Source organism: Undibacterium sp. TC4M20W (genome assembly GCF_049340245.1).
Taxonomy (GTDB): domain Bacteria; phylum Pseudomonadota; class Gammaproteobacteria; order Burkholderiales; family Burkholderiaceae_D; genus Undibacterium.
Genome location: NZ_JBMPPI010000008.1, coordinates 164,203 through 176,313 on the forward strand (window position 1 = coordinate 164,203; position 12,111 = coordinate 176,313).

At 48.6% G+C, this 12,111-nt stretch carries 14 protein-coding genes; 9 read left to right on the forward strand and 5 right to left on the reverse strand.

Annotated elements, in window-relative coordinates; all coding sequences use genetic code 11:
* Nucleotides 1–29: 29 nt before the first annotated feature.
* Both ACO0LL_RS12810 and ACO0LL_RS12815 read left to right on the forward strand, forming a co-directional pair.
* The gene (locus tag ACO0LL_RS12810; protein WP_110257440.1) at nt 30–1,262 is read left to right on the forward strand and encodes an argininosuccinate synthase; all 1,233 of its coding nucleotides are present in this window, start codon (nt 30–32) and stop codon (nt 1,260–1,262) included.
* 82 nt (nt 1,263–1,344) lie between these two features.
* Entirely contained in the window at nt 1,345–1,659 is a 315-nt protein-coding gene (locus ACO0LL_RS12815; RefSeq protein WP_422951244.1) for a pyrimidine/purine nucleoside phosphorylase, read from the forward strand.
* A gap of 85 nt (nt 1,660–1,744) precedes the next feature.
* On the opposite strand, the gene ACO0LL_RS12820 is transcribed toward ACO0LL_RS12815, so the two are convergent.
* Complete coding sequence (locus tag ACO0LL_RS12820) at nt 1,745–2,128, reverse strand: glutaredoxin family protein (protein WP_422951245.1); 384 nt, start codon at nt 2,126–2,128, stop codon at nt 1,745–1,747.
* A gap of 274 nt (nt 2,129–2,402) precedes the next feature.
* Here ACO0LL_RS12820 and ACO0LL_RS12825 point away from each other — a divergent pair, with 274 nt between their 5' ends.
* A complete protein-coding gene (locus tag ACO0LL_RS12825; protein ID WP_422951246.1) occupies nt 2,403–2,597 on the forward strand; it encodes a hypothetical protein in 195 nt (64 codons plus the stop codon).
* A 178-nt stretch (nt 2,598–2,775) separates the two neighbouring features.
* On the opposite strand, the gene ACO0LL_RS12830 is transcribed toward ACO0LL_RS12825, so the two are convergent.
* Complete coding sequence (locus ACO0LL_RS12830; protein WP_422951247.1) at nt 2,776–3,690, reverse strand: LysR substrate-binding domain-containing protein; 915 nt, start codon at nt 3,688–3,690, stop codon at nt 2,776–2,778.
* Nucleotides 3,691–4,083: 393 nt separating this feature from the next.
* Between ACO0LL_RS12830 and ACO0LL_RS12835 the strand changes: the two genes are divergently transcribed.
* The 4 genes from ACO0LL_RS12835 (at nt 4,084) to ACO0LL_RS12850 (ending at nt 7,499) form a co-directional block, all read left to right on the forward strand.
* Nucleotides 4,084–4,389, forward strand: coding sequence for a hypothetical protein (locus ACO0LL_RS12835; protein WP_422951248.1), 306 nt, complete (start codon nt 4,084–4,086; stop codon nt 4,387–4,389).
* 48 nt (nt 4,390–4,437) lie between these two features.
* Nucleotides 4,438–4,803 carry a hypothetical protein gene (locus ACO0LL_RS12840; protein WP_422951249.1) on the forward strand — a complete coding sequence of 122 codons (366 nt, stop codon included), beginning with the start codon at nt 4,438–4,440 and terminating at the stop codon, nt 4,801–4,803.
* Between the two features lie 108 nt (nt 4,804–4,911).
* Nucleotides 4,912–5,217 carry a hypothetical protein gene (locus tag ACO0LL_RS12845; protein ID WP_422951250.1) on the forward strand — a complete coding sequence of 102 codons (306 nt, stop codon included), beginning with the start codon at nt 4,912–4,914 and terminating at the stop codon, nt 5,215–5,217.
* 77 nt (nt 5,218–5,294) lie between these two features.
* Nucleotides 5,295–7,499 carry a TonB-dependent receptor plug domain-containing protein gene (locus ACO0LL_RS12850; protein ID WP_422951251.1) on the forward strand — a complete coding sequence of 735 codons (2,205 nt, stop codon included), beginning with the start codon at nt 5,295–5,297 and terminating at the stop codon, nt 7,497–7,499.
* Nucleotides 7,500–7,662: 163 nt separating this feature from the next.
* Here ACO0LL_RS12850 and ACO0LL_RS12855 read toward each other — a convergent pair whose 3' ends face one another.
* The 3 genes from ACO0LL_RS12855 to ACO0LL_RS12865 form a co-directional block, all read right to left on the reverse strand.
* Nucleotides 7,663–9,234: a methyl-accepting chemotaxis protein gene (locus ACO0LL_RS12855; protein WP_422951252.1), complete on the reverse strand. Its 1,572-nt coding sequence runs from the start codon at nt 9,232–9,234 to the stop codon at nt 7,663–7,665.
* A gap of 369 nt (nt 9,235–9,603) precedes the next feature.
* A complete protein-coding gene (locus ACO0LL_RS12860; protein ID WP_422951253.1) occupies nt 9,604–10,134 on the reverse strand; it encodes a GFA family protein in 531 nt (176 codons plus the stop codon).
* Between the two features lie 62 nt (nt 10,135–10,196).
* On the reverse strand, nt 10,197–10,355 hold the full coding sequence (locus tag ACO0LL_RS12865) for a DUF3096 domain-containing protein (protein WP_422951254.1): 159 nt from the start codon (nt 10,353–10,355) through the stop codon (nt 10,197–10,199).
* A gap of 264 nt (nt 10,356–10,619) precedes the next feature.
* On the opposite strand from ACO0LL_RS12865, the gene ACO0LL_RS12870 reads away from it, so the two are divergent.
* Nucleotides 10,620–11,243, forward strand: a complete 624-nt coding sequence (locus ACO0LL_RS12870) for a glycoside hydrolase family 25 protein (RefSeq protein ID WP_422951255.1) — start codon at nt 10,620–10,622, stop codon at nt 11,241–11,243.
* A 361-nt stretch (nt 11,244–11,604) separates the two neighbouring features.
* Nucleotides 11,605–12,072, forward strand: a complete 468-nt coding sequence (locus ACO0LL_RS12875) for a c-type cytochrome (RefSeq protein ID WP_422951256.1) — start codon at nt 11,605–11,607, stop codon at nt 12,070–12,072.
* The last annotated feature ends 39 nt before the right edge of the window (nt 12,073–12,111 follow it).

Below are 12,111 nucleotides of genomic sequence, written 5' to 3' on the forward strand. Positions count from 1 at the left end.
TTAAGTTTTAATTTTTTCGAAAGCACATCATGAGCGATACTAAAAAAGTCGTCCTCGCCTATTCTGGCGGTCTGGATACCTCTGTCATTTTGAAATGGCTGCAAGATAATTATCAGTGCGAAATCGTCACTTTCACTGCCGACCTGGGCCAGGGTGAAGAGCTGGAACCAGCGCGTGCCAAAGCCATCAAGTTTGGTATCAAGCCTGAAAATATTTTTATCGATGATGTGCGTGAAGAATTCGTGCGCGACTTCGTCTTCCCTATGTTCCGCGCGAATACCGTGTATGAAGGTGAATACCTGCTGGGTACGTCCATCGCCCGCCCATTGATCGCCAAACGCCTCATTGAAATCGCTAAAGAAACTGGTGCAGACACCATTTCCCACGGCGCGACTGGCAAAGGTAACGACCAGGTACGTTTCGAGCTCGGCGCCTATGCGCTGATGCCAGGTATCAAGATCATCGCTCCATGGCGTGAATGGGATTTGCTGTCCCGTGAAAAACTGATGAAATATGCTGAAGATGCAGGCATAGAAATCGACCAGAAACATAAAAACGGTGGCGCGCCCTACTCCATGGATGCCAACCTGTTGCATATCAGTTTTGAAGGCCGTCACCTGGAAAACCCAAGTGCCGAAGCCGAAGAATCCATGTGGCGCTGGACTGTCAGCCCTGAAGCTGCACCAGACCAGCCAGAATACCTGGATGTAGAATTTGAACGCGGTGACATCGTCGCCCTGAATGGCGTACGCATGTCGCCAGCGACGGTGCTGACAGAACTCAACCGCCTCGGTGGCAAGCACGGCATAGGCCGTCTGGACCTGGTGGAAAACCGTTACGTCGGCATGAAATCCCGCGGTTGCTATGAGACGCCAGGCGGCACCATCATGCTGCGCGCCCACCGTGCAATAGAATCCATCACCCTGGACCGTGAAGTCGCGCATCTGAAAGATGACCTGATGCCACGTTACGCCAGCCTGATTTATAACGGCTACTGGTGGGCTCCAGAGCGCGTCGCTCTGCAAACCCTGATTGACCATACCCAACACACAGTCAATGGCTGGGTACGCCTGAAGCTGTACAAGGGCAATGTCATCACGGTATCGCGCGACTCCAAAACCGATTCGCTGTTCGACATGAACATCGCTACCTTTGATGAAGATGGCGGCGCCTACAACCAGGCAGACGCTGGCGGCTTTATCAAGCTGAATGCATTGCGCATGCGTATTGCAGCCAATGCCCGCGCAAAACGCGGTCAGTAACGCAATCAATAAAACCTGAATATTTAAACTATTCCCGACCCGCCCATTCATTTGCGCGGGTCTTTTTTTGGAGTTTTACCGCATGTCCACTCAATTTGATCAAGTCAGCGTCGTTAAAAAAGCCAATCTGTACTTCGATGGCAAATGCGTCTCTCATACCGTCCTGTTTGCCGATGGCAGCAAAAAAACCATAGGCGTAATCTTCCCGTCCAGCCTGGTATTCAATACGGCGGCAGCCGAGATCATGGAAGTAAATGCAGGCAAATGCCGCATACGTTTGGAGGGTGAAACGGAATGGAATACCTATGAAGCTGGCCAGCAATTCAACGTCCCGGCCAATTCACGTTTTGAAATCGAGACTATTGATACCCTCGATTATGTCTGTCATTTTATCTGAGCAGTCTAATTCAGCAGAAAGCCGACGATGGCAACCTCGTCGGCTTACGCCAAGCTTGCACTTGCAAGACAATCAGCTCCTTGCACTAATGCAGTTGCTGTAATGCCGAATCCAGAACTTCAGGTTTGAAACCGGCTATCTGGCGGTTGCCCACCAGTATCAGCGGTACGATCTCTCCTTTCAACTGCTTAAATTCCTTGCGTGCCTGCTCTGATTCATTGATATCAAACTTGACGTAGGCGATATTTTTCGCCTTCAGGTATTCCTGGGTTTTGGCGCAATACGGGCAAGTAGCTGTCGCATACAGCACGACCTTGGTCTTTGCATCAGGGAAATACGCCTTGTAATCCCCTTCAATATAAGCAGGCGTCAGCCAGCGCGGAACATTGGCCGCTGCCAGCCCTACGGCCAGCCCAGCGATTAGGATCAAAGCGTATGAAGCGATTGATTTCAGTCTCTGTTTCAGCATTTTTCCACCTTCCATTGATAAGCCAAACAACGATTGCAAGCCAGGCCTTGATGAACTGCAACCTTGATGAACTGCAATCAAGTTCTATGACCTGAGTCACAACTAGCAGTTGTGAACAATATTCTGGCCAGGCAAATATTGTCAATATAAATATTTAATAAGTATATTCAATAAATAAATATTGACCTATTGACATTGTTAACCTAGCATCAACGCGTCGAGATTACTCTCGACACAACGACATTTGACTTTCACACAACCCCAGGAGTCAGTAATGAGCAAAATGAAAAAAGCATTGTTTACATTTTTTGTCGGCGTTGGTATCGCTTTCGGTTTCGCAGGCAGCGCATCTGCCCTTATCCCATGTGAAACATGTGTAGCCTGGTATGAAGAATGCCAGAATGGCAACCAGGATTCTTGCAACCTGTTCTACACACCACGCTATCGTTGCGCTGGCTGCATGGGCTAACATTAGCCTAGCTCGTCAGCTTGGCTGACGAGATGTAACAGCCTGGTGTGGGCAGCAATGCCACCACAGGCTGTTCTGCAAGAGTCCTTGCTTCTTCCCTACCGGCCTCCCCCCTGGTTACACAAACCTGACGATCAGTACGCCGAATAGTCGCGACTTGTACCATCCTGAGCATTACTTAAAAATCTTCCCAATACGGCTGCTCACCAAAACACGACTTCAGATGAGCGATAAACAACTGCGCCTTGGCAGTATGTGAACGCCCTGGCATGCGCACTGCATGTATGCCTGTCTGGGCAGCTTTGGCTGGCATGGGTAAGTCGGGGAACAAGAGTTCCAGCCTGCCTGCGCGCAGCATATCGCACACCATCCAGCTGGCAAGATGCGCAATACCCATACCTGCCACGGCGGCAGCGAGCAGTGCTTCGGTATCATCACTTTTGAAATTGCCTTTGACAGGCAAGGCCGCCTCATTCCTGACACCCGCAAAACTCCACCAGCCATACGGCAAGGGTGACGATGCGATATTGAGGCAATTGTGTTGCAGCAATTGTTCGGGAGAGGCTGGGCGCCCTTGCGCAGCCAGATAAGCCGGGCTGGCACAAGCCAGCCGGTTAATTGGTGCCAGCCGGGTGGCAACCAGGTCACTATCAGGCAGCACACCTATGCGTATCGCCACATCCACCCTGCGCGTGAGCAAATCGACGAAATCATCACTCAGATGCAAATCTATCTGCATCAAAGGATAGCGTTCAAGAAAACTGGCCAGTGCAGGTACTACGTGCATGCGGCCAAACGCTGCCGGCGCTGTCACGGTCAACAAACCTCGCGGATCAGCATGCAGGTCAGCCAGCACATGCCTGGCCTCCTCCATTTCAGCAACGATGGTACGGGCACGCGGCAAGAACTGATTACCGGCATCAGTCAAAGTAATGGAACGCGAACTGCGGGCAAACAGCCTGACACCCAGATCGGCCTCCAGCGCATCAAGCTTGCGGGTAATGGAAGAGACCGCCAGATCATGGCTGCGCGCAACAGCACTGAAACTGCCTTCAGTAGCAACCGCGATAAAGGTTTTGATTTCATCCAGCATGATGATGCTACTTTCTGGCCAAGCCTGACCTATCTTTGCTTAATTCGCAAAATACTTATTTTATCCGTCTTGATCTTACCGAAATACGCAATCGACCACAATGGCATTGCTATTTAAGCCCAAGTATAAGAAGAACTTATCAGGACAAAGCCAGTGCTTTATCTCATTTGAAGCAGATGCAGAATTAAGGTGAGATGCAGGCAATAACTATGAGCCTGACGAAGATATCTGCATGAAGCATGTTCAGCAAAAAATATCGCTATAACAATTGACATTGTGAAACTTACACAACTAATATGCAGTTTGTTTTTTTGCAATGGAAATGCATGCAAAGCCAGCATGTTTCTCAGCACAGGCAATACGGTAGGCTGTTACTCACAAAGGTCAGATGGAATGAAACTATCTTTATTAATGATAATAATACTAAGCGCTTCGTCCTGTATCGAGGCGCAGGCCCAGATTAATATAGAAGGAAGAAAGGCCCGCCCACGCGCAGAGTGTGAGCGCTTATGTAATGAAGGATCTATTGATTTCGCACATAACCGGAAAGGTCTAGATAAAATCCGGGCGGAAATTGAAAAAGAAAAAGATCCTGCAAAACTCAAAGATCTACGCAAAAAAGAAGAAAACGAACTGGAACGTGTCAAAGACAAAGTTGAAAAATCCTGCACATATATTTGCGAGGGCAATCCTGACTAAATCTGAGGTCTAATTAGTATTTGAATAAATTCATAATCACACTCTTCTATGGCAGGAGCGAAGCCTGCGATGAAGTCGTTTGTCAAAAATAAAATGAGATTAAATCGAATGAAAAGATTTTTATTGCTGGCATTGATATTAAGCGCATTGTCTGGCATGAACGCTCAGGCGCAGTTTAACCATCAAGGCAAGAGGGTGAGTACACGTGCTGAATGTGAATATAGATGTAATGCAAAAACCATTGAGCTTCCGAATTTCAGAACAAATCTCGACAAAATCCTTGCCGCGATAAAAAAAGAATCAGACCCTGAAAAGTTAAGTGAATTACGTCAAGAAGAGAAAAAAGAGCTGGAGCGGGTAAAAGAAAAAATAGAAAACGTTTGCCAGAATATTTGCATCAACAATCCAGAATAAGCCATAAGACTCAATTAGCATTTTTTTTTGATAAATTCATAATTGCCTGGTTGCCTGGCACAAACTAAGCCTAACGATACTGCCCTTTGCAAAGAGATATCTGACCGAATGAAAATATTTTTATTGCTGACGTTGATGCTAAGCGCATTGCCTTGTATTGAAGCTCAGGCACAGTTTAGCCCCGAAGGCAGGAAAGCGCGTCCCCGTGCAGAGTGCGAACGTGTATGTAATGAAGTATCCCCTGATTTCGCAGTCAATCGAAAAGGGCTCGACATCATTCGTGCAGAAATTGAAAAAGAAAAAGAGCCAGCAAAGCTAAAAGAGCTACGCAAAAAAGAGGAAGATGAACTGGAGCGCGTCAGAATTAAGGCAGAAAAAGACTGCACAAAAATATGCTCGCGCAATCCAGAATAAACCTCGAGGTTTTACTGTCGGTAATTGATCATTAATTGTAATGCCCTCTTGCGAAGATTAGACTTCTGAAAAATTGTATGTATATCCGCATCACCGCAATGTCCGGCTTGCTGCTCGCCAGCAGCGCAGTCTGGTCACAACAAAATACTCCTGCTGTTCCACCTGCCAATGTGGAAGCTCAAAAAGTGCAACAGGTAGAGATCAACGGCGCGCAAACAGATATAGAGGCAAACCGCGAACTGGCAGCAGGCAAGCTCATCATAGGTCGCCAAAAAATTACCGATAGCGGCTTGCAAAACGTGAGTGAATTGCTCAAACGCGAGCCGGCCATCACCATAGGTAAAGATGGCCGTTTGAGCTTGCTGGGCTTGCCCGGTTACACTCAGATTCTCGTCGATGGCTTACCTGCCATAGGTAAAAACCCGCTGGACCTTGATCTCAGTGAAGTGGAGCAGATAGAGATTATTAAAACTACCACCGCCGAGACCGGCCCGTTTGGGATTGCGGGGACTATCAATGTCATCCTGCGTAAACACGTACGCAAAAACCAGCAACAACTTAATCTGGAAGTCAAAAGCATGGGTGGCGAGCATGGTGGCTCTGCCAATTGGCTACTGAACCAGTTTAGCCAGGACAGCCCGATTAGTCTGATGGCCAGTGTATTTCTACAAAAAAACCAGTCTCCTGGCAATGCGCAAGACACGCAAATATTGATAGCTCGATCACAGCTATTACCTCAATTTACTGCTAGTCGTCACAACCTGAATGAAAATGAGGCAGGAGCTTTGAGCGGAGAAATTGCCTATAAAACTGAAAATGGCAGTTTGAGTTTCAAGCCCTCTACCGGGCAAATCAATTCCAATAAACTCAATGAAGAGCAACGTCGTTGGGCAATTGGGCAATCGTTGCAGTTGACCCAAATTTCTTCCGCCTCACTGCGCAGCTACCGGCTTCCCTTGAACTGGCAGTACGAGAGTGAGGAGTTGGGTAACATCGATGCAAATCTTGTCTGGAATGATGGCCAGATACGATATAATTCCAACACCCTTCTGAATGACCAGGATAATGCCGCAAGCAGTGGCTTACGACGTCAGGAATGGCGCGACAATAACTGGAACTTGCTATTAGCCATCAACCATCAAAAACGCCTCAATGGTGGTCACAGATTAAAAACCGGCTTGCAAGTCAGCCGTGATCAGCATGAGACCAGCACCAGTTATTTGCTCAATGGTGCCATCGACACCAGCCTGCTTGTCTTGGGAAACAAAACCAGCATACGGGAAGATAAATGGCGGGCATTCATCCAGGATGACTGGCGTATAGATAAAAACCTGGCCATGAATGCGGGCTTATCAACTGAAGAACAGCGCTTTGATCTGACCGAAGACAATCTCACAAGCCAGTCACGTTTTCGCGTGTGGTCGCCCTCTTTACATGTGACAAAAAAACTGGAAAGTGATCAAAGACGTCAGTTGCGGGCATCGCTGGCGCGCAGCTTCAAGGCACCAGAAAGCAATCAATTGATGCTGCAGCCCTCAGTCAATTCGCTGGCTCCCTGTACCAATATGACTGGCTGCGGCGCTAATACCATTGATACTGCGGACAGTAGCGGTAATCCCGGTTTACAGCCGGAACGTGCATTGGCGCTGAATCTGGCTTATGAACATGGCTTGAGCCGGGATAGCCAGATCAGCCTGGAATTTTATGCGCGCCAGATAGAGCGCAAAATCGGCAAGGAAATTGTATTGGCGCCGGTGCCCTGGGCCAATGTGCCGCGTTATGTACAGCGCCCTGCCAACCTGGGTAGCGCCAGCGTGCAGGGTTTTAATCTGGACTGGCGTGTGGCTGTACGCGATCTCTGGCCAACTTCCCCAAAACTGGATGTGCGCGGCAACCTCGGTTGGGCACACTCGGTACTCAGCGATGTTCCGGGGCCAGATAACCGACTGGAAGGACAGTTGCCCTGGCGTGCCAAGCTAGGCATGACTTATGCCATGAGTGACATGCCTGTAAAAATTGATGTCGATGCCAACTGGCTGCCTGGCGACTGGCTGCGCAATAACCTGACGCAGCGTACTTATGAGTCGCACCGCATGACATTGACGGCGAATGCCATCTGGACAGTCAACCCGCAATGCCGCCTGGTGCTGAACCTCGACAATTTGCTGGCACCTGATACCCAGACAGTAAGGGAATATTTAAATACCAGCAGCACTGTACAAACCAGCACGCAAAAGCCCAACTATGCACGTATAGGATTGCGGATGGAGTTCAAACTATAAAAACATTGATGAATTGAGTAACTTCAAAGAGCTGCGCTCAATATCCCTTATTGCCCTTACTGTCCTTACTGTCCCTACTGTCCTTATTGCACTTCTGGCATCCTACCAGCGCTGCTGCTTTTTATTTATCCGGTATGCAGCCAGCATGGCTGCAAGGCTGCATTCACGAACGCAATACCATCACTCCATCATTTGACGCCAGCTTGAAAGTTTCGACGAGAGCGGCGAGATGTGCTGCCTGATCCTGCAATGAGCCAGCTGCAGCTGCAGCCTGTTCGACGAGGGCCGCATTTTGCTGGGTTGTTTCATCAATCTGGCCAATGGCGATATTGATCTGGTCTATGCCTGTTGTCTGGTCGCTACTTGCGGCAGTTATTTCGCTCATGATATCGGTGACATTCCTGATGCTGCTGACGACTGTTTCCATGGTTATTCCAGCTTCATCGACAAGACGCGAGCCGGTAGCTACCTGCTCAACGGAATCATTGATCAGTATCTTGATTTCTTTGGCAGCCGCAGCCGAACGCTGTGCCAGCGTGCGCACCTCGCTGGCAACCACGGCAAAACCACGGCCCTGTTCACCTGCCCGGGCAGCTTCCACCGCTGCATTCAGCGCCAGTATATTGGTCTGAAAAGCGATGCCGTCAATCACGCCTATGATATCAACAATCTTTTTGGATGAAGCATTAATAGTGCCCATGGTCGCCACCACCTCGGCCACGACGGCACCGCTTTTGACGGCGATTTCTGAGGCTGATATCGCCATCTTGTTTGCTTGTCGTGCATTGTCCGCATTGTGCCTGACGTTGTTGGTCAATTCTTCCATCGACGATGCAGTTTCTTCCAGTGAGCTGGCCTGCTCTTCCGTGCGCGACGACAAATGCATATTACCCGTTGCAATTTCGCTGGATGCGGTGTTGATGGTTTCAGTACCACTACGCACCTGCCTGACGATATCAAGCAGGTTGTCATTCATGTTTTTCAGGGCGCGCAATAACTGCCCCGTCTCATTGTTTGACTTGATTTCTATCTGACTGGTCAGGTCACCGCTGGCAACCGTCTGCGCCAGACTGACAGCTGCGGCCATAGGTACAGTGACTGCGCGGGCACTTATCCAGGCAATGATGGCACCTATCACGATCGCCAGCAGGGTCGTGGCAATCATCCAGCGCATTGATGACTGGAATGATTCCGCTGCCATTTGTTCATCCTGTTTGTTCTTGCTGTCCTGCAGATTGATGAACTCTTGCAAGGTGTCTTGCCACACGGTGTTGACGGGAATAACCTTGGCCATCAGATAAGCGACGCCTTCTTCCTTATTGGCTTTGACCATTTCCAGAAACTTGTCATTGGCTGCCCTGCCCGCTGTCTGTTCTTCCTTGATTCTGGTGACAAAGGTTTTGCCAGTTTCGTCAAGCGGCAATTTCTCAAGCTCTGCAAAAGCAGCATTGTATTTGAGACGTGCCTCGTCAATTTTCTTATGCTGGATGCCTGCCTGGGATTCATCAGTCAGCAAGGCGATGGTGCGGGTGACGCGTGACACTATGTGCACTGATTTCGACATTTCTTCCAGCAGGTCAATCTTGTGCACATTTACACTGACGACATGGTGCAAAGCATTATTCGTGACAACCATGCCACGTATGCCCAGCAATGCCACACCGACCAGCAATAACAGTACTGCGCCATAGCCTATACCAAGCTGCAGGCCAATTTTAAGGTTAGCAATTTTCATTCTGGAATCCCCTTGCTTTTTGATGTTTGATAGCAGATCTAAACATATGGCATAAGCGAACCGGGACTAAGCGCATCTCCGTCAGCATAGTCATTTCAAAGTCGCAACATACCTCTTGACAAAGTTGAATAGTGACATGCAGCAATAATTTACTTTGCAAATTATTAAAAAAATAGTTCAGGGGAAAATCTTCTGGACACAATTGCTAACTATCTGCTTGCAATACAGATAAAAATCGCCACTAATCAGCATAACAAAGTGTAATTGGCATGCTCCCTCCCAAACTTCGCATTAAGCAATTTTATAAATCAGGGTAGTCAGGGCGTTCATACCAGGCGCCTGTGGTTGCGGTTACGATTGCGGGCTTTATTATTTAGTGGCGGCTTGTTTTTGCGCTACCTGGTAAGCCTCTATCTGAGGCAGGATGGCGCTGCGGCGTGCTAGGCTGTCGGGCGACCAGATTTGTTGTCTGTCGTAGTATTCCTCGACTACAGGTATATCTCCTGACAGATGGAGCCAGGTTTGTTTTGTCGCGGTAAAGATATGTATATCCGGTGGTAAGGACCCAGCCTGATCGAGCGTACCAACACGCACAAAGCGCAATAGCGGGCCGGCGCCTGCATAATTGCTCCAGATCGCAATGTGGCAATGTGGACAGCGCGCAATTTTCTGGCCTTTGCCGCTGGCTGATGGCGTTTCCACGAGTTCAGGTTCTGCACCGGTGTGAATGACACGGTCAGCCTCTATCATGGCATTGAGCGCAAAGGCGGCGCCGCTCTCACGCTGGCACCAGGTGCAATGGCAGCAATGCACAATTAGTGGTGCGGCAGTCATGCGGTAGCGTATATGACCGCAATCGCATCCACCTTCAAGCGGAAATACTGTGGGCAAGCTATTCATGATCACCTCCTTTCAGCGCATTTAATGACCCGCTCTTGCAACTGACCGGGCAGCATCAGGGTTTATAAATGAAATCCCAGTCGGCCCAGGCCAAGTATGCCTATCACACCAACGGCGATCAGATACAGGGCGACGATAAGGCTCACCAGTTTGGGTTTGATCAGGATGCAGATGCCAGCGACAAGGGCGAGAACGGGCATGAGGGACAAATGAATATTCATGAATAACTTCTTCGTTAGGGAGGCTGCTACTTTACCAGTGCAATTGCCAAAGTAAAATACTCTGCACAAAATTTGCGGGCAGAACTTTTGTTTCTCCCCACAGCGATGTATTGCAGATATTTCTATTTCTGATAGAAGAACGCAACCCGGATGATAAGCCAAGGTGCGCTGGCTAAAAACATATTATCTTTTGCATAAGATGCCATAATGCTGATATCGTACGAACTTGCAATTTGATCTACAACTAATCCATGGGGGCATGAAATGGCAATCAATACTCAGGTATCTGGCATTGATGTTTCGCACTATCAGGGTACAGTCAACTGGAATGCCGTCAAAAACGCGGGTATCGGCTTTGCCTTTGCCAAGGCTACGGATGGCAATACCTATACCGACCCGCAGTTCAAGACCAATTGGTCTGGCATCAAGACAGCGGGTATATTGCGCGGCGCTTATCATTTTTATGAGAGCACTGACGACCCTGTCACGCAGGCGAATAATTTCATCAAGGCGGTAGGCAGTATTGCCATTGGCGACTTGCCCCCGGTAGTCGATATTGAAATCAATAAAGGTGGTTTTGGTAATGCGACCCTGGCGGCTAACCTGCAAATCTGGCTCAACACGGTAGAGCAGGCACTGGGCCGCACGCCGATGATTTATACCGGGCCATCGTTCTGGAACCAGAATATGAACAACAGCTTTTCCAGGTATGCATTGTGGATTGCGCAATATGGTGCGACACAGCCAACAATTCCCACTGGCTGGAGCAGTTGGACCTTCTGGCAAAATTCTGAAGCTGGTAGAGTGGCTGGCGTCACCGGTAGTGTAGATACCGACGTCTTTGCAGGTTCGATGGCCGACTTGCTGGCTTTTGCAGCGAAAAAATAAGATCGTTCACCGAACTGATGCAATTGATTGAGCCAGATTCACATTAATCTGGCTCAATGAAGATCAATCAACATCAATCACCTTCAATCCAGCTCCTTCCACGCCCCTCTTGTCGTACTTTCGCTCCGCCAATTCAAATAGCAAGTAAATAACATTTTAATTTCCTTGTGGCAATTTTTAAAAATTGTGAATCCAGTCTGCACCCGTCTGCGTATATTCCCAAGCAGCAACAGGGCTGCGTATTTGAAGACGAAGAGAACATCATGACAAATTTGTATATTTCCATTCTGGCTGGCTGGCGCTGTCCAATTTATTGCAACACATGCCGTGCCGCGCTGACTGCAACTGAACTGGCATATCAATGATGGCGGCTCTTTTCAACGCCAGGATTTTTTCCGTCCAGCAGAAAAAATCAGAGCTGGATAATAGTTTTAGAAAACTGCTCGTATGCCTGCTGCCATTAGGCGTCGCACTGATAGCTTCTGATGCCACGGCAACAAAAGCAGATGAGATACAGGCTGGCAAAATCATCTATGAATCACGCTGCCTGGGTTGCCATACTGTGGAAGCCAACAATATCGGCCCAAGACACGCCAACGTATTTGGCCGCAAGGCTGGCAGCATTGCAGATTTTGAGTATTCACCAGCCTTGCGTAATGCCAGGATAGTTTGGAATGAAAAAACCCTGGACCGCTGGCTGCAAGACCCTGAAGCCTATATCCCTGGACAACAAATGGATGTCAGCGTCAGTAAAGACGGTGACAGGAAAAACCTGATCGCTTACCTGAAAACCCTGACCTTGAAAAATGATAAGCACAATCGACATTAGTTGAGGGTCCAGGCGCAGATTATTAATGTGTTAGTGCCG